The organism is Pseudomonas sp. GXM4 (assembly GCF_008923895.1).
Taxonomy (GTDB): domain Bacteria; phylum Pseudomonadota; class Gammaproteobacteria; order Pseudomonadales; family Pseudomonadaceae; genus Aquipseudomonas; species Aquipseudomonas atacamensis.
Map to the genome: position 1 here is coordinate 52,539 of NZ_WBRZ01000001.1, position 21,707 is coordinate 74,245.

Annotated in this window: 22 protein-coding genes and 1 pseudogene; 6 read left to right on the plus strand and 17 right to left on the minus strand. The window is 58.5% G+C overall.

What is annotated here, in order from left to right:
- Nucleotides 1-77 precede the first annotated feature (77 nt).
- Both F8N49_RS00250 and F8N49_RS00255 read right to left on the minus strand, forming a co-directional pair.
- Nucleotides 78-1,058 (minus strand): FecR domain-containing protein, encoded by a 981-nt coding sequence (locus tag F8N49_RS00250; protein WP_151550554.1) that lies wholly within the window; start codon nucleotides 1,056-1,058, stop codon nucleotides 78-80.
- Nucleotides 1,045-1,563 (minus strand): sigma-70 family RNA polymerase sigma factor, encoded by a 519-nt coding sequence (locus tag F8N49_RS00255; protein ID WP_130902574.1) that lies wholly within the window; start codon nucleotides 1,561-1,563, stop codon nucleotides 1,045-1,047. The genes F8N49_RS00250 and F8N49_RS00255 overlap by 14 nt, the downstream gene beginning before the upstream one ends.
- Before the next feature lie 386 nt (nucleotides 1,564-1,949).
- Between F8N49_RS00255 and F8N49_RS00260 the strand changes: the two genes are divergently transcribed.
- From F8N49_RS00260 to leuD, 4 genes are all read left to right on the plus strand, one after another.
- Nucleotides 1,950-2,825, plus strand: coding sequence for an alpha/beta fold hydrolase (locus tag F8N49_RS00260; RefSeq protein WP_151550555.1), 876 nt, complete (start codon nucleotides 1,950-1,952; stop codon nucleotides 2,823-2,825).
- A 97-nt stretch (nucleotides 2,826-2,922) separates the two neighbouring features.
- On the plus strand, nucleotides 2,923-4,230 hold the full coding sequence (dctA, locus tag F8N49_RS00265) for a C4-dicarboxylate transporter DctA (protein WP_151550556.1): 1,308 nt from the start codon (nucleotides 2,923-2,925) through the stop codon (nucleotides 4,228-4,230).
- Between the two features lie 202 nt (nucleotides 4,231-4,432).
- Entirely contained in the window at nucleotides 4,433-5,854 is a 1,422-nt protein-coding gene (gene leuC / locus F8N49_RS00270) for a 3-isopropylmalate dehydratase large subunit (protein WP_122746212.1), read from the plus strand.
- Nucleotides 5,855-5,856: 2 nt separating this feature from the next.
- Complete coding sequence (gene leuD / locus F8N49_RS00275; protein ID WP_110645312.1) at nucleotides 5,857-6,462, plus strand: 3-isopropylmalate dehydratase small subunit; 606 nt, start codon at nucleotides 5,857-5,859, stop codon at nucleotides 6,460-6,462.
- A 56-nt stretch (nucleotides 6,463-6,518) separates the two neighbouring features.
- Here the strand turns inward: leuD and F8N49_RS00280 are convergent, their stop codons facing one another.
- Nucleotides 6,519-7,436, minus strand: coding sequence for a LysR substrate-binding domain-containing protein (locus F8N49_RS00280; protein ID WP_122746213.1), 918 nt, complete (start codon nucleotides 7,434-7,436; stop codon nucleotides 6,519-6,521).
- 284 nt (nucleotides 7,437-7,720) lie between these two features.
- Between F8N49_RS00280 and F8N49_RS00285 the strand changes: the two are divergent.
- Nucleotides 7,721-7,953, plus strand: a pseudogene (locus F8N49_RS00285) (LysR substrate-binding domain-containing protein); the annotation flags it as partial.
- Nucleotides 7,954-8,106: 153 nt separating this feature from the next.
- Here the strand turns inward: F8N49_RS00285 and F8N49_RS00290 are convergent.
- The 5 genes from F8N49_RS00290 to F8N49_RS00310 all read right to left on the minus strand — a co-directional run bounded on the left by F8N49_RS00290 (nucleotide 8,107) and on the right by F8N49_RS00310 (nucleotide 13,427).
- Nucleotides 8,107-9,537 (minus strand): amidohydrolase family protein, encoded by a 1,431-nt coding sequence (locus F8N49_RS00290; protein ID WP_151550557.1) that lies wholly within the window; start codon nucleotides 9,535-9,537, stop codon nucleotides 8,107-8,109.
- Between the two features lie 40 nt (nucleotides 9,538-9,577).
- Nucleotides 9,578-10,306, minus strand: coding sequence for an ABC transporter permease (locus F8N49_RS00295; protein ID WP_177433956.1), 729 nt, complete (start codon nucleotides 10,304-10,306; stop codon nucleotides 9,578-9,580).
- 94 nt (nucleotides 10,307-10,400) lie between these two features.
- On the minus strand, nucleotides 10,401-11,243 hold the full coding sequence (locus F8N49_RS00300; protein WP_151550559.1) for an ABC transporter ATP-binding protein: 843 nt from the start codon (nucleotides 11,241-11,243) through the stop codon (nucleotides 10,401-10,403).
- Nucleotides 11,244-11,303: 60 nt separating this feature from the next.
- Complete coding sequence (locus F8N49_RS00305) at nucleotides 11,304-12,329, minus strand: aromatic ring-hydroxylating dioxygenase subunit alpha (protein WP_016774747.1); 1,026 nt, start codon at nucleotides 12,327-12,329, stop codon at nucleotides 11,304-11,306.
- A gap of 75 nt (nucleotides 12,330-12,404) precedes the next feature.
- Nucleotides 12,405-13,427, minus strand: coding sequence for an ABC transporter substrate-binding protein (locus F8N49_RS00310; protein WP_151550560.1), 1,023 nt, complete (start codon nucleotides 13,425-13,427; stop codon nucleotides 12,405-12,407).
- A gap of 699 nt (nucleotides 13,428-14,126) precedes the next feature.
- On the opposite strand from F8N49_RS00310, the gene F8N49_RS00315 reads away from it, so the two are divergent.
- On the plus strand, nucleotides 14,127-14,909 hold the full coding sequence (locus F8N49_RS00315) for an outer membrane protein OmpK (RefSeq protein WP_372240998.1): 783 nt from the start codon (nucleotides 14,127-14,129) through the stop codon (nucleotides 14,907-14,909).
- A 78-nt stretch (nucleotides 14,910-14,987) separates the two neighbouring features.
- Here the strand turns inward: F8N49_RS00315 and F8N49_RS00320 are convergent, their stop codons facing one another.
- The 9 genes from F8N49_RS00320 to F8N49_RS00360 all read right to left on the minus strand — a co-directional run bounded on the left by F8N49_RS00320 (nucleotide 14,988) and on the right by F8N49_RS00360 (nucleotide 21,694).
- A complete protein-coding gene (locus F8N49_RS00320; protein ID WP_151550562.1) occupies nucleotides 14,988-15,617 on the minus strand; it encodes an isochorismatase family cysteine hydrolase in 630 nt (209 codons plus the stop codon).
- Nucleotides 15,618-15,691: 74 nt separating this feature from the next.
- Nucleotides 15,692-16,348, minus strand: coding sequence for a DsbA family oxidoreductase (locus F8N49_RS00325; RefSeq protein WP_151550563.1), 657 nt, complete (start codon nucleotides 16,346-16,348; stop codon nucleotides 15,692-15,694).
- The gene (locus F8N49_RS00330; protein ID WP_016774741.1) at nucleotides 16,345-16,560 is read right to left on the minus strand and encodes a 4-oxalocrotonate tautomerase family protein; all 216 of its coding nucleotides are present in this window, start codon (nucleotides 16,558-16,560) and stop codon (nucleotides 16,345-16,347) included. Before F8N49_RS00330 ends, F8N49_RS00325 begins: the two co-directional genes overlap by 4 nt.
- Before the next feature lie 204 nt (nucleotides 16,561-16,764).
- Nucleotides 16,765-17,232, minus strand: coding sequence for a hypothetical protein (locus F8N49_RS00335; protein ID WP_122746221.1), 468 nt, complete (start codon nucleotides 17,230-17,232; stop codon nucleotides 16,765-16,767).
- Between the two features lie 252 nt (nucleotides 17,233-17,484).
- A complete protein-coding gene (locus F8N49_RS00340; protein WP_122750393.1) occupies nucleotides 17,485-18,276 on the minus strand; it encodes a DUF2063 domain-containing protein in 792 nt (263 codons plus the stop codon).
- Complete coding sequence (locus F8N49_RS00345) at nucleotides 18,269-19,153, minus strand: DUF692 domain-containing protein (protein ID WP_151550564.1); 885 nt, start codon at nucleotides 19,151-19,153, stop codon at nucleotides 18,269-18,271. Before F8N49_RS00345 ends, F8N49_RS00340 begins: the two co-directional genes overlap by 8 nt.
- Nucleotides 19,154-19,264: 111 nt before the next feature.
- On the minus strand, nucleotides 19,265-19,684 hold the full coding sequence (locus tag F8N49_RS00350) for an organic hydroperoxide resistance protein (RefSeq protein ID WP_151550565.1): 420 nt from the start codon (nucleotides 19,682-19,684) through the stop codon (nucleotides 19,265-19,267).
- 59 nt (nucleotides 19,685-19,743) lie between these two features.
- The gene (locus tag F8N49_RS00355) at nucleotides 19,744-20,259 is read right to left on the minus strand and encodes a DoxX family protein (RefSeq protein WP_122746225.1); all 516 of its coding nucleotides are present in this window, start codon (nucleotides 20,257-20,259) and stop codon (nucleotides 19,744-19,746) included.
- A gap of 373 nt (nucleotides 20,260-20,632) precedes the next feature.
- Nucleotides 20,633-21,694, minus strand: coding sequence for an SDR family oxidoreductase (locus F8N49_RS00360; protein ID WP_151550566.1), 1,062 nt, complete (start codon nucleotides 21,692-21,694; stop codon nucleotides 20,633-20,635).
- Nucleotides 21,695-21,707 lie beyond the last annotated feature (13 nt).

The following is a 21,707-nucleotide window of genomic DNA, read 5'->3' on the forward strand; positions in this document are numbered from 1 at the left end:
GGCCTTCCTTATAGGTCGAACGAGAATGAGAAACCACCTCATTATTTTTCAGGTAGCGAAAAAATATTCGGGTGGAGTCAGGTGGCAGCGGTTACGGTGACCCAATAACGGGTTCGGTAATCAATGTGCAGGCGCAGTGACTGCGCGATCAATGCCAGGACCCGATCGTTGTCGGCGAGCTGGAAGGTGCCGGAAACGCGTCGATCAGCGACCTCTTCCGCGCAGCGCAGGACTCCTGGGCGATAACGCGACAACTCTGCGATGAAGTCACCAAGGCGCATATGGTTCGCACTGATCACACCGTCACCCCAAGCCCATAGATCGAGGCCGTTGTCCCTGAACGTTCGGGCGTCACTTGAGGTGAACAGCAGTTGGTTTCCTGCCAGGACGTTGCGGCTTGCAGACGCTTGGCCGGAACCGGGGAAAACCGTGACTGATCCTTCCTGAGCTGCGACCAGAGTGCCGTCGTCACGCTCGCGGACCAGAAAGCGCGAGCTGTGGGCTCGCATGATCCCGTCGCGTGATTGCACCCACAACGGTCGCGCTTGCGGCGAGTGTTGATCCGCACCGACATTCACGATGATTTCACCACGGCGCAGGATGATCAGGCGCCGCTGGGCGTCGAAATCGCTGTCGACGGCGCTATCGCTATTGAGCTGGATAAGGCTGCCATCATCGAGTTGGAAACGTCGTTGCTCGCCGGTGCTGCTGCGCTGCTGTGCAAGCATGGAGGGCAGGGGGGTGTAGTCGCGGCCGAGCCAGGCTGCCGTGCCAACGGTCGCCAATATGCCCAGTAGCTTCAGGCTCTCCCGCCGGCGCATTCCATGTTGGGCGCCCTTAAGGGTTTGTCGAGCCAGCTGAGCTGGTACGCCTTCGAATTCATCGCCAAGCGTTTCCACACGCTGCCACGCCAATCCATGCTCCGGGCGCTGCTGCAGCCAGTGCTCGAACGTGCGCTGTGTCTGTTCATCGGCTTGATTGAAGCGAAGGCGCACCAGCCATTGGATCGCCTGCTCGACAATGGCCGGATCCAGCGCCTCGGGCTCAGGCCTCGACATAACGCAAGCGATAGCAGTGTTGCAGGGCCGTGGCCAGATCGCGCTCCACCGTCGCGCGGGAAACACCGAGCTTTTCGGCGATTTGCGCGCAGGTCAGACCGTCGAGTCGGGCAAATAAAAACGCCTGACGAACTCTTGGTTTAAGCGAGTCAAGCAGACGGTCTATGCGCTCGAGCGCATCGAGAATCATCAGCCGGCTTTCTTCCGATGGAACCTCGTGTTGAGGCAGCAAGGTGATGCTTTCCAGGTAGGAACGTTCGAGTTCGCGACGACGATACTGATCAATCATCAACCCGCGGGCGATGCTGCTCAAATAGGCGCGTGGCTCGCGCAGAGCGCCGGACTGATGACGGTGTTTGAGTACGCGGACGAAAGTGTCCTGCGCCAGATCTGCGGCGTTGTCGCGACAGCCGATGCGCCGAATCAGCCAGCCCTGTAGCCACGAGAAGTGGGTGCGATAGAGCAGCCCTGGATCTGCAGTACCTAGTGTTTCGTCGCTACGCATCGGCATCCCGGGACATACATGATTGATAATGAATCGCATTCTACTCAGGCGTTGGGCCATCAGGCAAATACGTCGCGCGTAGTGTCTGTTTCGGGCGAAATGACGCCCCGGGTTTCTCGGGAAAAAGTGCCAGCTATCAGATGCTGATGCGCCGATCTTCCTGATCGATAGCTGGGCTTCGAAGATGAGTTTGTATGTTTGGACTGATCTGAGGGATATGCACAAAAAAGGGGTGTCCGATATTACTTGAAGACGGCAGTTTGTTCGTGATGGATCGAACAGGCGTCCGTTGAACACGGTTCATGAATAATCGCACCACGGTTTGCGGCTTTTTCTTTAGCGCCAACGATTTCAGGATGTAGGCAACTACAACAAGGAGTCACCTCATGTTTGCCGGATTCCTCAAAGACCAGCGTCATGTCAACGGTGTGGACATTGCCTATCGCATTGGCGGGAGCGGGCCGGGCCTGCTGTTGCTGCACGGTCACCCTCAGACCCATGTCATTTGGCACAAGGTCGCCGAACAACTGGCCGAGCATTTCACCGTGATTGCCGCCGACCTGCGCGGTTATGGTGATAGCGGTAAGCCTCCAGCCAACGACGACCACACCAACTACTCCAAACGCGAAATGGCCAAGGACGGTGTCGAGCTGATGAATTCCTTGGGCTTCGAACGCTTCTCTCTGCTGGCCCACGACCGTGGCGCCCGCGTTGCCCATCGCCTGGCGTTGGATCATCCCGGGGCAGTGCAACGCATGGTGCTGCTCGACATCGCGCCGACCTTGTCGATGTACGCCCAAACCAACGAAGCATTTGCCCGCGCGTACTGGCACTGGTTTTTCCTGATTCGCCCGGCACCATTGCCGGAAACCCTGATCGAAGCCGACCCCGGAGCCTATCTGCGCAGTGTGATGGGCAGTCGTAGTGCGGGGCTCAAACCGTTTACTCACGAAGCTTTCGGCGAATACCTGCGCTGCCTGAAACTTCCGGGCGCCGCCCGGGGTATCTGCGAGGACTACCGCGCCAGCGCCAGCATAGATCTTGAGCATGACCGTGCCGACATCCAATCCGGTCGTCACCTGAGTCTACCATTGCTGGTTTTATGGGGCGCCGAGGGCACGGTCGGTCGTTGCTTCGAACCGCTCAAGGAATGGCAACAGGTCGCCACAGATGTTCGTGGCAGGGCGTTGCCCGCCGGCCATTACCTTGCTGAAGAAGTCCCAGAGGTATTGCTCGCCGAGGCAATGGCTTTCCTGCGTTGACACCCGCCTTTCACTGATATGAACCAGCCTCGCGCCGCAGGACATCATTGGCCTGCGCGCAATAGTCATGCCCGAAACACGCCTGGAGATAATAACAATGACAATCAGAAAACTGCTGGCAACGCTCTATGTGCAGGTCGTCATAGCAATCGCCATGGGCATCGTGGTCGGCCACTACTGGCCCCAGATTGGCGTCGACTTCAAGCCATTGGGTGACGGATTCATCAAGCTGATCAAGATGATTATCGGCCCGATCATCTTCTGCACGGTGGTCTCGGGAATCACGAGTATGCACGACGTGAAGCAAGTCGGGCGGGTGGGCGGCAAGGCATTGCTGTATTTCGAAATCGTTTCGAGCGTTGCTCTGGTCATTGGATTGATGGCGGCCCATCTGTTGCACCCGGGGGCGGGCTTCAACATCGACGTCAAGACGCTCGACTCTTCGGCGATTGCCGGTTTTGTCGGCCAGGCGGAGCACGGCGAAGGCATTACCGGTTTTTTGCTGCAGGTGATTCCAACGACGTTTTTTGATGCGTTCTCCAAGGGTGAGATTCTGCCCGTGCTGTTTGTTTCGGTGCTGTTCGGCGTTGCGCTGGTGATGGTGGGTGAAAAGGGCCGCCCACTGGTAAGCGTGATCAACCAGGCCAGCGAAGTATTCTTCCGCATTGTTGGCATCATCAGCCGCGTGGCACCTGTCGGAGCGTTTGGCGCGATTGCATTTACTATCGGAAAGTACGGCCTCGGCTCGCTGCTGCCGCTGCTGAAATTGATCGGAACCTTTTATCTCACGGCATTCATTTTCATTTCTTGCGTCCTTGGCAGCATCGCCCACTACGCCGGCTTCAATATTTTCAAACTGTTGGCGTATATCAAGGCCGAACTGCTCATTGTGCTTGGCACCAGCTCTTCAGAATCGGCGCTGCCGCAGCTGATTCAAAAACTTGAAAGCCTTGGTGCGTCCAAAGGTGTAGTGGGGATCGTTGTTCCGACCGGCTACACCTTCAACCTGGACGGGACCAATATCTACATGACCCTGGCTGTGTTGTTCCTGGCTCAGGCGACCAACATCGATTTGAGTCTTGAGCAACAACTGACTTTGCTGGCGGTGGCCATGTTCACCTCCAAGGGTGCGGGCGCAGTGGTCGGTGCGGGTTTCGTCGCGCTGGCCGCGAGCCTGGCGGTAGTGCCTACGGTACCTGTGGCGGCGATGGTGTTGATCCTCGGGGTCGACCGTTTTATGGCGGAATGCCGATCCCTGACCAATATCATCGGGAATGCCGTCGCAGCCCTTGTAGTGGCGGCTTGGGAGGGTGATCTGGATCGCAGCCAGATGGCACCGATCGCCCTGAAGGGCGGCCGTCGTTCACGAGCAGCCGCAGCGGCTGCCAAGCTTTCCCCCGAATAGGCCGCCCCCGGCACAGATTCCATTCTGTTGGCTCATGGCGTCAGTACCCCACAAATGAATGTCCTACAAACGCACTTACGATTATTCACGCATCGTGCACAACGCCTTCACCTTATCGCTATTGATAGAGAATCAGCGGCAAAAATAAGCTGTTGACATACCGCACACATATTCATGCTTAGCCCGGAAAAGAGCCCATTCAATGAATAAGCCAAGAACGCTCTACCAGAAACACATCGACAGCCACACTGTTTGTGTTCTCGATGATCAGGGCCATGTCCTTTTATACATTGACCGCCAAGTTGCCAATGAATACACAAGTCCACAGGCTTTTAGCGGTATGCGTGAAGCAGGTCGCCAGGTCTGGCGCCCGAGCGCGACTTTGGCGGTGGTGGACCACGTTAACCCGACTGCTCCAATTCGTACTTCCACAATGCCAGATGCAGGTGGCGCACAGCAGGTCTCTTACTTCGAAGAAAACTGCCGAGACTTCGGAATTGAACTGTTCGATATTCTCGATAAACGTCAGGGTATTGAGCACGTCGTAGCGCCCGAGCAAGGCTTCATACTGCCGGGCATGATCGTTGCTGCCGGTGACAGTCATACCACGACCTATGGTGCATTGGGCGCGTTTGGTTTCGGCATCGGTACCTCCGAAATAGAACACTTGCTGGCATCACAGACACTGGTCTACAAACGCTTGAAGACCATGCGTGTAACGGTGAACGGTTCACTCGCAACCGGCGTCACCTCCAAGGACATCATCATGGCTCTGATCGAAAAGATCGGAGCTTCGGGCGCCACAGGTTACGCAATTGAGTTCGCGGGGCCGACGATCGATGACCTCAGCGTTGAAGCCAGGATGACCATCTGCAACATGGCTGTAGAAGCGGGTGCGAGAGGCGCCTTCATGGCACCGGACGAAAAAGTTTTTGCCTACCTGCAATCCAGGCCCCGCGCACCTCAAGGCGAGATGTGGGAGCAGGCAGTCGCGAAATGGAGAGGACTGCATAGCGACGAAGGTGCTCTGTTTGATTGTGAAGTCACTCTCGATGTTGGTGCGCTGGAACCCATGGTCACCTGGGGGACGAGCCCCGATCAGGCGGCGCCGGTTGGAAGTCGTGTACCAGATCCCGCCAGTCAGACAGACCTCATATTGCGTCAGGGCATGCAACGAGCCTTGGACTACATGGGCCTGGTACCCGGAATGCCGCTCAGCGACGTGATGATCAGCCATGCGTTCATTGGTTCCTGCACCAATGCCAGGATTGAAGACTTGCGTGATGTTGCACGAGTGGTGCGCGGTAAACGAGTCGCTGCCCATGTGCGAGCAATGATCGTCCCGGGATCGACCTTGGTGCGTAGCCAGGCGGAAGAGGAGGGGCTCGCGCAGATTTTCCTGGATGCGGGTTTTGAGTGGCGGCAATCAGGCTGCTCGATGTGCCTGGCCATGAATGATGACGTGCTCGCACCCGGTGACCGGTGTGCATCCAGTACCAATCGCAATTTTGAAGGCCGTCAGGGCGCCGGTGCGCGCACCCATCTGATGAGCCCCGCGATGGTCGCTGCGGCGGCGATTACCGGGCATTTGACTGACGTTCGATCTTTCGCTCTGGAGGCGTGAACATGCAGCCTTTCACCACGGTAATCGGCAGTGCAGCACCGTTTTTGGCTTCCAACATCGACACCGACGTCATCATGCCCAAGCAGTTCCTCAAGGGGATCGATCGCAAGGGGCTGGACCAAGGCCTGTTCTTCGATCTGCGATTCCTTGAGTCCGGCGAACCCAATCCAGCTTTCATTCTCAATCAGCCCGCCTGGAACGATGCCGCTTTTCTAGTAGTCGGGCCAAACTTTGGTTGTGGATCAAGCCGCGAGCATGCCGTCTGGGGCTTGAAGCAAGTCGGTATCAGAGCACTCATTGGCACAAGCTTCGCTGGTATTTTTTATGACAACTGCCAGCGAAATGGCGTGCTGGCCATCCAGGTGTCCGAAGCGCAGCTGAAACAAATTGCAGGCGTTATCAGCAACGCAGCAACAGCGAAGATCAACGTGAATCTGCCAGAACAAACGATCGAATTAGCTGACGGTGCAGTTATTCACTTTGAGATTGATCTATTGCGTAAGCAGTCGCTGTTACTCGGCCTGGATGCCATTGGCACCACGCTTCAGCGTACCGAACAGATTCGCAGCTTTGAAACTCGGTATCTGTCGGAGAATCCCTGGTTGTGAACCAGATGGAAACACCGTGGACGGTAGATCGCATGCTGAGATCTACCGCCAGGGCATCACTCAACCGATAGATGGCGAAAATACTCTTCGAGAAACTCGACACAAACCCTCAATTTCGCCGACTCGCTAAGTCTGGTGGGGTACACAGCCCATACGTTCGCACTTTGAGTGTATTCGTGAAGGACTTGCACCAGTCGTCCTTGTTCCAGCATCGGTTTAACGTCCCACATCGACCGCAACAAGATCCCTCCACCGCTCAATGCCCACTCCAGAACAATCTCACCGTTGTTGGAGGACAAAGGGCCGCTTACGCGCACCGACTCTTCGTGTCCGTCCTTTGTCAGGTTCCAGACGCCGAATGCGTTATTTCGCTCTTTCAGTACCAAGCAATCATGGGTGGTCAGGTCATCTAATGAGTGTGGCATGCCTCGCCGCTCCAGATACTCCGTAGTTGCACACAGCACTCGTCGATTGCTCACAAGTTTTCGGCCCAGGTGCTGACCAGGCAGGTCATCCCCGACACGTATCTCAAGGTCAAACCCTTCGCCGACGATATCGACTACACGATCAAACACGTCCAGACGGATATCGAGTTTCGGGTACGTCTGCGATAGTTTGCAGATCGCTGGTGCTACGTGGTTACGTCCAAAACCGAAGCTGCTGCAAATATGCAGCGACCCTGTAGGTTGATGCCGCGCTTCGGATATTTCACCAAGAAATTCCTGGAGGTCCCCCAGCAGTTTTTCTGCCCATTGCCGGGCTCGTTCGCCGTCGTCGGTCAGCGCAATACGTCTTGTTGTGCGGTGCAGCAGCTTTGTGGCTAGAGTCGACTCAAGTACGGAAATGCGTTTGCTTATGTAGGCAGGTGAATAACCCAACTCTTCAGCGGCATTCGCGAAGCCATTTTTTCGGATAACAGTCAGGAAGACCTTTAAATCTTCCGGCAACGGAAACTGCTCACGATTCGTGTTCATATACCGAATAAAGCCGCCATTTACCTGTAGTGCGGGAATAATAACAGCGATTCAGGTTATCAGCGTTCTATGGCTCTGAGTCTCTATATGCGATACCCACAGCATGATGAAAATACGAAATGAATGAGGATCTGCATGTGGGGGGTGGTCGCAGCGGCGGAGATTTAGTGGGCGAGGCCGGGGGCACGCCGGCGCGGCTTGAGCAGTACGGTGCCTGGAATTGGCCCAGAGCGAGCTGAGCCAAGCACATCAGCATGCCGCGGCGCAGCTAGCCCAGTCTGAAACACGTCACCAGCAACAGCAGCGAGGCATCCGCGAAATGGTGCTCTCCGGCCTGGGTATTTCCCTCTCACCGCAATGGCTATTCACAGCTGACGTCGAACAGGGCAGGGTGAGTACCGTACTCGACAACTATCAGACCAGCGCGCTGCCTGTCAGCGCCGTACTCAGCCGCGAGCGGCGACGTTCAGCGCGGACGATGGCGTTCATCGATTTTCTACGCGAGCAATTGTTGTAGAAGCGCCTTGTGATACGCCGTCCGCTGCTTTCTTCTCCGGGACCCTGAAACTGTCTGATGACAGTCCCAAGTCGATTACTGCCGTATTTTTCCATCTACCAGACATTTGATGCGGCCGAGTATTGGCACGGCAGCACGTGCCGGGAGATCAGCTCATGAGCGTACGCCTGCGGCCTGCTGCAACCGCCGCACCGCGTCTCGGGCCTGGGCGCCGAGTTCGGCCAGGTCGAAGTCAGGCAACTGGTCGTCGTGTACGGTCAACCGGCCACCGACCAGCAAGGCGCGCAAGGTCGGGCGTCCTCCGCCCACCACCGGCCCGATCGCCGGGTCATGCAGGCCGAAGTATCGCGGCTGGTCCAGGCGATAGATCGCCAAGTCGGCCGCCATGCCCACTTGCACGCTGCCCACGGCGTCCAGCCCCAGCACCCGAGCCCCGCCAGACGTACCCCAGCGCACCACGTCTTCCACGGTGGCCGCGCTGGCACCGCCTTCCTCGTCACCGCCGGCATAACGCGGGCGGGCCCGTTCGCCAAGTCTGGCCCGTTGCATCAGCCAGGCGGCGTGGGTTTCGCTGATCATGTCGCAGGCCTCGTTGGAGGCGGCGCCATCCACGCCAATCGACACCGGCATTCCCGCAGCCTCCATGGCCACCACATCGGCAATGCCACTGCCCAGGCGGCCATTGCTTTGCGGGCAATGGGCAATGCCCGTACCGCTGGCCCCGAGCATGTGGATTTCCTCGGCGTCGAGTTTCACCAAATGCGCGAACCACACGTCCGGCCCCAGCCACTCGTGCTCGGCACAGAACGCCACTGGCGACATGCCGTGGCGTTGCTGCACCTCATTTTGATATTCGACGGTTTCGCTCAGATGGCTGTGCAGGCGAATGCCCAGTCGCCGGGCGACCCGGGCGGTTTCGCGCAGGTGTTCGCCAGGCATGGAGTAGGGCGGGCTGGTGGGCGCCATCACCACCCGCCGCCAGGCATCGGCGGCCGGGTCGTGGTAGCGCCGCACCAGACGCTCGACGTCGTCCAGGTATTGCTCCAGGGTCTCCGGCCCGGCCACGGACTTGCCTTCGGCTTGCCGTGCTTGCGTGGCGCCGCCACGGCAGAGGACAAACCGTAGCCCCAGCCGTTCGGCTTCCTCGAACAGCACCTCGGCACTGTCAAAGTCCATGCCCGGCAGGTACAGGTAATGATGGTCTGCGACGGTGGCGCAGCCGGATCGTGCCAATTCGACCAGGCCAATGCGCGCGGCGAGGCGAAAGCTTTGCTCGTCAAACGCGCCGCGATAGCGATAGGGCACGGCACCCAGCCAGGCTCCCAGACTCTGGTCGATACCTGCGGGAATGCCTTTGAGCAGCGACTGAAACAGGTGATGGTGGGTATTGACCCACGCCGGGTAGACCACGCAATCGGTGGCATCCAGCACTCGCTCGCCGGGCTGGGGTTGCAGGGCGCCGATGGCGCTGATGCGGCCGTCGACGATACGGATATCAGGCCCGGCGCGCCGCGCCGCCGCGCCGGACAAACCGGTGAGGATGGCGCTGGCGTTACGTACCAGCCAGCTGTTTTGAAACTTCATGTGAGGCTCCATACGCCGCGCCTGCGGCGAATTCAAAGGGTCAGCCGAGTTCGCTTTCGTGCCAGTTGCGCAGGCTCAACCGGGCCAGCACGGCCATCAGGCTGAATAACGCGACACCGGTCAAGGCGATCAGCAGCAGAGCAGCGAACAGCCTTGGAATATTCAGTTGAAAGCCGGCCTGGAGGATCTGATACGCCAGCCCTGCACCGGTGCCCCCGGTGCCGGCAACGAACTCCGCCACCACCGCGCCGATCAACGCCAGCCCGCTGGCAATGCGCAGCCCCGCAAAAAAACACGGCAGGGCGCTGGGAATGCGCAGGCGCAACAGCACCTGCCAGCGGCTGGCGCGGTTCAGGCGGAACAGATTGAGCAGGCCGGGGTTGACGCTGCGCAAGCCGAGTACGGTGTTGGCGATGATCGGGAAAATCGCCACCAGGGTCGCGCAAATAATCAACGCCAGCGTGGTGTTGCTGCACCAGATGATGATCAGCGGTGCCACGGCCACCACCGGCGTCACCTGCAACAGAATGGCGTAGGGAAACAGGCTGGCTTCCAGCACGCGGCTCTGCACAAACACAAACGCCGCCAGGGTGCCGATAAGCACCGCCAGGGCAAACGAGAAAAAAGTGATCTTCAAGGTCATCCACAACGCACCGAACAGCATCGGGCCATCGCTGACCAGGGTGCGGCCGATATCGACCGGGGAAGGCACCAGATACACCGGCACCTTCCAGGCCACGCATGCCAGTTGCCACAGACCCAGCAACACCGCGCCGAGCAGCAGCGGCGAGACGATGCGCAACACCGTGGGGTGACGTAACCAGGGAGTAAAGGACGGGTTCATGAGCGGGCTCTCAATAAAGTCAGCAAGGATCGCCATTGGCCTCGGCCAGCAGCCGGGACAGGCGTGCGCACTGCGCGATAAAGGCCGGGGAGGTGCGGTAGGCCTCGTCTCGTTCCAAGGGGCCGTCGATTTCGATGTCGGCGATTACTCGGCCCGGGCGCGCACCCATCACCACCACCCGCGATGACAGGTAAACGGCCTCGAAAATGCTGTGAGTGACGAACACCACGGTCAGGTCGCGGCTAGCCCACAGCTGACGCAGGTCGCTGTCGAGCTTGTTGCGGGTGAACTCATCCAGGGCGCCGAAGGGCTCGTCCATCAGCAGCAGATTGGGCTCGGTGGCCAAGGCCCGGGCGATGGACGCGCGCATTTGCATGCCGCCGGACAGTTCCCGCGGGTACACCTGGCTGAAGCGGTCCAAGCCGACAAGAGCAAGGGCAGCGTCGACTTTTGGCTGGCTATGGGCTTTGGGCACATTGGCCAGATCCAGCGGCAGGCGCACGTTGTCGCTGACCTTCGCCCAAGGCATCAGGGTCGCCTCCTGGAACACCATCGCCAGGCTTTGCCCTTGGGTCGGGCTGGCCGGGCTGTCCTTGCCCCACCAACGCACGTGGCCGGCGGAGGGTTTTTCGAGGCCGGCAAACATTTTCAGCAGAGTGCTCTTGCCGCAGCCCGAAGGGCCGAGCAATGAAACGAACTCGCCGCGCTGAATGGCCAGCTTCACCCGGCTCAAGGCCTGGGTGCCGTTGCTGTAGGTTTTTTCCACCTGATTGGCGAACAGTGGCGTTTGCACGCCGACGCTGTCGCCCCGTGGCAACGCCTGTGGCAGGGCGTTGGCCCCAGTTATGGTTTGCATCAACATAGCGCTCTCCCCTTGGGTCATGAGCGTCCGGTAAAGCCCCGGCACACCGGGGCGCTGACTTCAATGGCTGAGGAACACTTCACTTTCACCGTGAGCTTCGAGCAGGCCCAGCAATTGCCGGCGAATCACCAGGCCAGGCTTGTCCGACGGCATGTGCAGTTCCACTCGCCGGCGGGTGTCGACACAGGCGTCGTAATCGGTGGCTTCGAGGATGTCGCGGTCTTCGGCGGTGATCGCTGCGTCCCAGTCGATCAGTTCCTGGGTCGAGCATTGCTCTTCGCTGTCATTGCGGTACAGCCACTGGACCAGCATCAGTCGCCCGTCTTCCATGGGTGTCGCGCAGTTGTAGATGATGTGGTGGATGCCGCTGTCCGGGTACATGCAGCCAAAGCGCCGGGAGAAGGGCAGGTAATAGCGGTTGATCAAATGGCGCTGGGTGATCGGCTCGCGAGTGCCGGTGATGCGATAGCTTTCCTCAGGATTGCGGATCGGCACACGGGTCTCCGCCTCGAAGCCGTAGTCGGTTTCGCGAAACTCGTAGCCCGCCGGCGCGGGCTGGTCGAAAAGGCCGAAATTGGCTTTGTGGACGAAGGAAAAATGCGAGTTGTCAAAGGAGTTTTCCATGACCCGCAGCGGGCTGGTTTTCCACTCTTCATAAAACTGGAAGATGCGCCGGTAGCCCGGGGCGCCATCCTCGGGAAACTCAGGGATTGGTTGCAGAGGATCGTCGAGGGCAACCCAGGCGTAGCCGTATTTTTCCTGGCAGTGAAAGGCCTGGACCGAGGCGCCCGGCGGAATCATGCCAGCGGGGTTTTGCGGGATCTTCACGCAGGTGCCGGTGCAGTCGTATTCCCAGCCGTGATAGCCGCAGGCGATGTTGCCGTCCTCGCTGACAAAACCTTTCGAGAGCTTGGCGGTGCGGTGACAGCAACGGTCGCGCATGGCCACCGGGGTGCCGTCGGGGCGCTTCCACAGCACCAGCGCCTCACCGAGTAAAGTGAAGGGCTGCGGGCCGGCATCCAGCGCGGTCATGGGCAGCAGGGCATACCAGAAACGGCGCAATACGGGTTGTTTGGTGACCAACATAACAAGTGTCCTCACGGTATTCGTTCAGCCGGCTCTTGGGCTCGGGCTCTGGGTTCAGCAGTCTTGCAATCAGGCTCAGCGGCTGGCGGACTGTTCGGCGCCAGGCAGTACCTTCAAGTCCTCGACGAAGCGCGTGGTGTAGGCCTTCTGCCAAGGCGCATCGGCACCGAGCAGGCCGGCGTCGACCATGAAATTGCGCGTGGCCTGCCAGCGCGCATCGCTCATCACGCCGATGCCTTGGGTGGCGGCATCACCGCCGGTGACCAGGCGATATTGCTTGAGCGTCGACAAGCCCCAGGCGAGCAATTCATCGCTCATGTTCGGGTTGTCGGCCTTGATCAGGCGGTTGGCGCTCGGGTTGTCGAGGTAGCGCTTCCAGCCCTCCATCGAGGCGCGAACAAAGCGCTGGACCCGATCCGGATGTTGATCGATCACATCCTGGCGAGTGGCCAGGGTCGAGCCGTAGGGCGGGTAACCGGCGTCGGCAAACAGGAAGAAGTTGGCTTTCTCCCCGGCCTTCAACGCCTGGAACAACTCGGAGCTGGCATAGGCCTGCTGCGTGGTGTTGGCGTTCGCGAGGAAGGGTTGCAGGTTGAAGGTGTAGGGGCGGGCCTGGCTGTCCTTCAGCTGATATTTGCCCTTGAGCCACGGCCACCAGGTTTGCTGGCCGGAGGTGGACACCAGCACCTGTTTGTTCTGCAACGCATCCAGGCCGCTCACATCGGCATGGGTCAGCAGACCCTGAGGATCACCTTGAAAGGGTGCGGCCACGGCCACCACCGGCAGGCCTTGCTCCACACTTTTGAGAATCTGCAAGTCGTAGTTGACGATGAAATCGGCCTGCTTGTTGAGCAGCAGCTGCATGCCATTGACCTGCGGCCCACCCATGCGGATGGTCACGTCCAGGCCTTCTTTTTCATACAGTCCATCCGCCAGGGCTTGGTAGAAACCGCCCTGTTCGGCTTGGGCATACCAGGAAGTAAGCAGCACCACCTTGTCATTGGCCAAAGCCAGTGGAGACGCGATCAGGGCGGCGGGCACAAGCGCCATGGCCAGTAGCGAGCGAAGCGGTTGACCCAAGGCAAAGCGAATTTTCATGATGTGTTCTCCACAACGATTCGAAAACCGCCGCGCGCCAATCGGCACGCCAGCGAGGGACCGATTGGAGAGAACAAGGAGAGAGGGCGTATATGCGTAGTTACACGGCTGACACTTCTCTCTTGCCCGGGCGATGGCGCCGCGTTCAAGCATCCAATCGGACGTACGCCCACAGGGAGGGGCGCAAGAGCAATGCCCGGTGCCATCGCTGGCACTGACCGCTTCTACTCGAAAGTGGTAATAGCCAAAAGTGTGCCAAGCCGTCGCAGGCCCGCCCTCACAGGATCCGGCGGGCGAGGCAATCAGCAGGAGGTGGGCAGGCGATTCGCAACGGTGCGAATTCAAGTGGGCGCGCCTCAATCTGGTGCGCAACAGATGGCTGCAAAGTATTCAGTTTTACAAGGGATTGTGCTGAATGTGGGTTTAAGATTGTATTCGCTCAGTTGGCACAACCCCTGCTTAGTCCGGAATCGAGTAGAAGCGGTCAGCACAGAGGGCTCTCAACAGAACCCGAGGTGCAGGGCATTGCTCTGGCGGCATTACGCCGCGCACCCGGCAAGGGTCGCCCCTCGTTAATTTGAGGGCCAGAGCAGCTGCTTGATCCGCAGCTCGGGCATGCCTTGCCGGTGATATCCGCCAATCACCTGACAAGGGCAGCCCATGAAAGCATCGCGTACTCCATTACATGCACCTTCACTGCTGCGTCGCAGCCTGGCGCCGCTGTTAGCTCTGGCCAGCGCCGGCGCCGAAGCTGGCCCTCTGTTGTGGAACGACAACAGCTTGAGCTACCTCTACGGCGAGCATTTCAAAGTCGACGGCACTGGCGACGATACTCAGCAAACGCTCAGCTTCGAACACGCCAGCGGCTGGACGTGGGGCGATATCTTCATGTTCGTCGACAACAAATGGTCCAGCGGACTCTCGGGTGCCGACGGCCATTCCTACTACGGTGAATTCTCCCCACGGCTGTCGCTGGGCAAAATCAGTGACCGCTCCCTGAGCTATGCCATCGTCAAGGACGTCCTCATCGCCGCCACCTACGAGCGCGGTGAAAACCGCAATCGCAAATACCTGCTGGGTCCTGCTGTAGACCTCATGCTTCCAGGCTTCGATCGCTTTTCCCTGAATACCTACTACCGCAAACCCGACGGCATCACCGGTAAGGCCTCAGGTCAATGGCAGATCAACCCGACCTGGTCCATGACCCTCCCGGTGGGTCGCTCCGACATTCTTTTCGACGGCTATCTGGAGTGGTACGTCAACGACGTCGGCAGCAAAGGCACCTCCAACTATGTGGCCAGGAGCTTTCACTTCAACCCACAAGTCAAATACGACGTGGGCAAGGCGCTGGGGCAACAGCAAAAACGTTTTTATGCGGGACTTGAGTGGGATTACTGGTCGAATAAATACGGGATTGAAGACACGAGCGGATTCCCTACCGACCAGAACGCGTTGAGTCTCTTGCTCAAGGTGCATTTTTGACGGGGGCCGATCGCCCATTGCAAAAAGCGGCCTTGACGCACCACCTCGGCAAACTGGCGAAATCGGTGTTCATCGCCGCTACTCCTGCGCTGCCAGCGCCTCAATCAATTCCTGGGTGGTGACGATTGAGTGAGCGAAAGTCGGCCCGTTCAACTCGTGGGCGGCGTGCATCATTTCCGCACGGAATGCGGCGGTCGCATCGCGCACCAGCGTGACGTGGTAGCCCAATTCCGAGGCGTAGCGGGCGGGCGCTTCGATGCAGGTGTTGGCGAGCAGGCCGACGATGATCACGTGGGTGATGCCTTTCTGCTTCAGGCGAAAATCAAGGTCGGTATTGGCAAAGCCGCTGGAGCCCCAATGTTCCTGCACGACGATGTCGCCGTCCTTCGGCGCGAAATCGGGATGCCATTCGCCGCCCCATTCACCGCGTGCGAAGTGGTGCATGTGCATGATTTTGCACTGGGTCGGTGTTGGATGATCCCAGCCTTCGTAGTCGCCATGTTCCCAACGGTGGTGCGGCACGATGACCACCGGAATGTTCTGCGCTCGTACGGCGCGATCCAGGGCTCGCAGGTTGTCGAGCAGCCCGACCTGTTCGGCAATCGGCTTGATCAAGGGGAAGACCTTGCCGTTTTCCGAGAGAAAATCGTTGTACGGGTCGACCAGCAGGTAAGCGGTGCGGTTCAGCGGATAAGGGGCGTTCGACATGACGATGTACTCCACGCAAGTTGAGTGACCGATGCCGTGGGCTCGCCCGGGCATCGTGCTGGTAAATCGCTTTGTCAGGCTACGGCGGACTCTCGTGCCACTTGCCTGAGAATTTGTTCGTACTCCTTGACGGATAGCGATCCGGACACCAACTGACGACCGTTCAGTACCATGGCCGGGACCGAGTTGATCCCGCGTTCAAGGTAAAAACTCTCAAGTTCACGGACTTCGAGAGCGAACGCCTCGCTGGCCAGAATCTCGCGGGCGCGGGTGGTTGAAAGTCCCGCTTCACCGGCCAGGCGCACCAGTGTTTCGTGGTCGCTGGGGTTCTCCCCATTGGTGAAATAAGCCTCGATCAGGATTTTCTTCAGCGCGACCTGGCGGCCTTCCTGCACGGCCCAGAGCAGAAGGCGATGGGCATCGAAGGTGTTGTAGAAATGACTGCGCTTGTCCAGGTCGAACTGAAAACCGATGGCTTTGCCACGCGCAACGATCATTTCATTGCGCGAGGCGACTTCTTCGGCGCTGCGCGCGTATTTGCGCATCATGTGCTTGATGGCGTGCTCGCCCTCGGCCGGCATGTCCGGGTTCAGTTCGAAGGGCTTGAAGGTCAGCTCCACGGCAACTTCGCCGGCAACGTTCGCGATTGCTTGTTCCAGCGCCGTGGCGCCGAGTGCGCACCAGGGGCACACCACATCCGACACAAAGTCGATACGGACGGCAAAGGTCATTTCTTCGACTCCGTCAATTGTTGGCGGTACTCAGTGGTGGTAATTCCGGCATAGCCCCAGTTATCGGTGTCGACCTCTTCAATGACGATATGGGTGAGGTGCGGGTCCTTGTTGAGGACTGTTTGCATGGTTTTGGTGATCTCGGCGATGACTTGAGATTTCTGTTCTTTGGTAACGCCGTCGCGAGTGATACGAACGCTGATGAAAGGCATGGGATAAGTCTCCAGTTGGCGCCCCATCGACATGATGAGGGGAGCATTGGGATGGACTTTAGAGTGTTGCGTTCAGGGGATAAATCAGGGGCGGAGAACATCACTTATAACGCGGTGTAATCAATACAACGGGGGGCTTTGCAGAAGGTAAATCGCCCTCCCTGGCTGCAGGCGCGGGGAGGGCGAATGCTACGGCGGGAGGAATCAGTTTTGCGCTTTGCTCATGCGGGTAAATAGCTCGGTGGGTACTTTTTTGCCGTTGGAAAGGTACTGGTTGGTTCTGAACTTGTAGACCTCACCTTCCGAAAGAAAACCATCGTGGTTGGTGTCCATCGCTTTGAATTCTTCACCGCCCTGAGGTGCCACAGTCAGCAGTTCTTTTTGAGAGACGAGGCCATCATGGTCGGTGTCTGTGCGAGCGAAAGAGTCGTCCCCACATTTGCCTTCACCGCACTTGCCTTCGGCAGTAGCGGACTTGTCGCTGGCTTCGCTGGCCCCGCATTTGCCTTCGCCACACTTGCCTTCGCCGGTTTTATCGGCCGATGCCAGTTGGTAGCCTTGGGGCAATGGCTCAACAGCAAAAGCGGCAGACGATGCCAGGCTCATGCCACCGGCTAAAGCAATTGCGGCCAGGCCAAGACTGGTTTTGTTCGACATTGGTTTACGGTACATAGTGCTTCTCCAGATGCGTTGCGCGGCCAGGCCGCGGTTCATGCCAAAGGGCGGATAGACCCTCAAGGAAGTTCGAGGCGAAAGGCGCAAGCGTCTTTCACTTCGATACAGCGTCCTTGTTCGGGTAGGCCTATTTAGCGGGAGTCATGTATCGGCGATGTATCGGCGAGCGGAGCATTTGTAAGCCAGTCCCAAGACTTAGCGTTTGGGTACATAGAGATACAAAAACTGACCTCAGCCTTTGCGCGTCAGTCAGGACAACAGCTTTAAAACGGGTGTCGCGGCTACGCCGACGGCAGCTTGCTCATGCAGCTGGCGCAGCAGCACCAGTGCGTCAGCAACGAAGCCAGTCACGTCTGTTGCACCAGCCTCCGCAGCCAAAGCGTGCAACTGCGCTCGACCATCCATGTCAGGAAACTGCTCGATCCGCTGCAACAAACGGAACGCGAGAGGGCTGACCTGGGAGAATTGCACTTGGCCACTCGGCACACGGCTGATCAGCAGCAACGTCGGTTGTTCTGGCGGTTCAGAAGGCAGGTAGCCTGGCCCAAGACGATGTACGGCCCAGGTGTAAGCCAGCGGCCAGACGAGCGGGGAAAGCCTGAGGGGACGATCGAGTAAATGCGCCGCATCACTGGGCTTTAAAGGCGCAGCGTCCAACTGTTGCAGCGCCATCTCCACCCACTCGTAATGAGCCAATTCAGGCAAGAACGGGTACCAGGGGTGTTCGTGGCCGGGCGAGTCTTCCAGGCTCGCTACGAAGTCTACAAACTCACGGGCAATTTCTCCGAAGCGTGGCGTTTGCGCGCGGTAATCACGCAAAAAACGTCGTACCAGTGCACGCCAACCGTCATCACCCAGCACGGCAACCAGCACCGGAAACGTCCCACCCAGCAACCCCAACAGATTGTTCAACACCAGGTTGAGATAGACCTGTGCTCTCTCGGGATTCATCTGCGCAGGCGGCGCATAACTGTCCGGGTCACGCAGGTACCGGGTCAGCGCGAGCTGCTGACTGTGCAAACTTGAAGGGGAGTCAGCCATCGACGGTCACCCGCACCAAAGCATTGGCGTCGCGTTGCAAGCGCCTGATGGTGTTCAGCTCAGCCACCAGTTCGTCGTAGGACGGAAAGTTGAAATCGCGCTCCAGCAGGGTTGGCTTCACGCCGAAAAGGTCATAAGCCTGTCCCAGCAATGACCAGACTACCGGTTTGACCGACGCCCCATGGGTGTCGATGATCAGGTCCTCGGCTTCGTCATGATGCCCAGCCACATGCATGGCGACTACGCGTTCGGGTTCCAGGCCGGCGAGGAAAACCGCTGGATCGAAGCGGTGGTTCACTGAGTTGACGTACACATTGTTTACGTCGAGCAACAGGTCGCAATCGGCCTCGCGGAGCACTGCATTGGTGAACGTCAGTTCGTCCATGTCCTGATGAGCAGCGGCGTAGTAAGAGACGTTTTCTACAGCAAGACGACGACCGAGAATGTCCTGTGCACGGCGGATGCGCGCCGCAACGTGATGAACGGCCTCCTCAGTGAATGGCAACGGCAGCAGATCGTATAAATGGCCATCGTCACTGCAGTAACTCAGGTGTTCGCTATAGAACGGCACGTTGAAACGATCGAGAAACCCGCGGACTTGCTCAAGAAAAGGTTCGTCCAGCGGTGCACTGCCACCCAGCGAAAGTGACAGGCCATGGCATGACAGCGGATAGCGTTCAGCTAGCAACTGCAGGGCCGCTCCATGCGCGCCGCCGATGCCGATCCAGTTCTCTGGAGCAACCTCTAGAAAATCGAAATCACCGACCGGAGCGTCACGAAGCGTGTTGAGCAGCGCACGGCGCAACCCGAGCCCGACGGTCGCCGCAGGGGGAAGCTGTGGATCTAAATGCGTTGATGATGAAGTGTTCGTTTGCATGAGCTCAATACTCCGATTCGACGTCTGAAACCCCCGATCCACAGCACCTCCACGGTCACCGTTGGCAGCCGAGGGTGTGAATCGGGCGATTGAAACCCGCCACGGTTCTGCTCAAACGAGGTTGATAACCACGTTGATGTTGTTCCGCGTCGCTTTGGAGTACGGGCATGTCTGGTGTGCGGTGTCGATCAGCTCTTGAGCGACGTGGCGATCCAGCCTGGGAAGGGAGACGTTGAGGCGAGCCTGGAGGAAATACGCACCATCGGTTGTGCCTAGATCGACTTCGGCGTCGACCGCAAGGTCAACCGGGAGGTTGACTTTCAGCTTGCTCGCCGCAAGCCCCATCGCGCCGATAAAACAGGCCGACCAACCTGCGGCGAACAACTGCTCTGGGTTGGTACCGGCGCCAGAGGTGCCAGGCGACGACAGTTTTATATCCAGTCGGCCGTCGTCACTGACGGCGGTGCCATTGCGACCACCCGAGGAGGTATGGACTTTGCCGGTGTACAGCACTTTATCAATATGGGACATGGTGAAACTCCTGATTACTAGTGGGGTTGAGAGCGATAACCTTGGTGACGCGATAGCACTCAGCGCGCATTCAAACGCTTGAGATACCGACCGATGAATGTATCCAGGCTCAGCTTGCCGGCGCCTGTGAATACCAGTGGCAGAAGTGCGACGAGATAGATCAACGGCAGCTTGAAATTGCCGTAGCCTTTGTTGCTGATGGAGTACCCCATAGCCAGTTCACTCAACGTTGACCACTCTGCTGGCCAGTGAACTGCGGCAGTTGCCACGACGGTGACCACTATGAGGATCAGTGCCGAAAGACGTGTTCCCAGGCCTACAAGCAAAGCAATGGAACAGAGCAGTTCTGCCCACATGGATAACTGCCAATTGAACGTAGCCGGCAGATGATTAAAGGGAAAAGGAAAGGCCCCTTGAATGCTCGGGAACCAGTTCTCACCGTTCCACTTTTCCCATCCCGCTTCAAAAAACTCCCAGGCCAGAAACACGCGCAGGCTCAAAGGGGCGATCCAGTCTCCAGCGCGATCAAGATTAAGGTGCAGCCGATTCAAGACCGATGACGCGTTTGTTTGCATGTGTTTAATCCTCCGACTTGTCGTCAAGAAAGTGGAAGCAGTACAGGTGCTTCCAATGACAGGTGTCAGGCACAGGAGCACTGCGCTGGCCGTGAGCGCAGTTCATCTTGTTGGTGTATCTCGCTTGTGTCTGAGGGGGCGGGAAGATCAATGTTGTGTAACGCGTTTGCGTCCGTACACACTTGGATACAGAGCGATACCTGTCGAAGGCGCTATTTTGGAGTTGGGATATACGATCGGCTGCGTTCTGCCGGTGACTGGCAGGAGGATTTCACAGGGCGAATGAAAGTCGCAGATGTGGGGGGCGAGGGCGTCGAAATTACTGTTGAATGAGGGGGCACGCCAGGTGCCCACCTTATCTGTCTGGAACCGCCTAAGGTGTCAAGCGCATCTCCCGCAGCCTGTCGAACACGTCGAAAAATGCCTGATCACTCGCCTGGTAGGCAGTGAAGCCCATCAGGCGGCTTTTCGACATATCCGTGACCACTTCGATGGGCCGGCCAAGGTCGGCATCGGTATGCCATGGGGAAATCAGACGCCCAATGTCGGAATCTTTCAAACCGTGCTCGGCGACTATCTTCGTCCATACGGCTTGATCGTCCGCCATCTGCTTCTCTAGAGGCGAGGGTGACGCAGGATAGTCAGCAGCAGGCAGGTCGAAGTATTCGGCAATTCGGCTCCACATCCATTTCCAGCGGAATACATCGCCATTGGTGATATTGAATGCCTGATTTGCCGCAGCCGGCGTGGTGGCCGCCCACAGTTGTTGTTTCGCCAACTGCCGCGCATCCGTCATATCGGTGAGGCTGTCCCACTGCACTCTGGATCCGGGAAACACAAACGGGCGATTGGTGTGTTTGCAAATCGAGGCATAGACGGCGAGGGTGGTTGCCATGTTCATCGCATTGCCCACGGCCACCCCGGTGACGGTATGCGGGCGATGCACGCTCCAGGTGAAGCCGTCCTTTTCAGCTGCGGCGAAGAGTTCGTCTTCCTGAGCGTAATAGAAATTCTCGACATCCAGACGACCCTGTTCTTCGCGAAACGGTGTCTGCGGCAGGCTGCCTTTACCATAGGCTTCGAACGGGCCGAGGTAGTGCTTCAGGCCAGTAACCAGTGCTACGTGTTTGACGCTTTTGGCTGGGCGAATGGCGGCGAGGACGTTGCGCACCATGGCGGCATTGACGCGAATGTTTTCGGCCTCCGTGGCTTGCCGCGACCATGTGGTAATGAACACATGCGTGGGTTTCACATCCCTCAGCGCCTGTTCCAGAGAAGCAGGATCCTGAAGGTCTGCCGCGACAGGGATCACGCCTTGCGCTGGTGATGGATGCCTCGACAGCGCGGCGACCTGCCACTGGTTGTCGATGAGTAACTGGGTGATGGCGCTGCCGACAATGCCGCTGGCGCCCACGACTAGAGCTGTCTGGGTCATAGGTTTCTCCTGG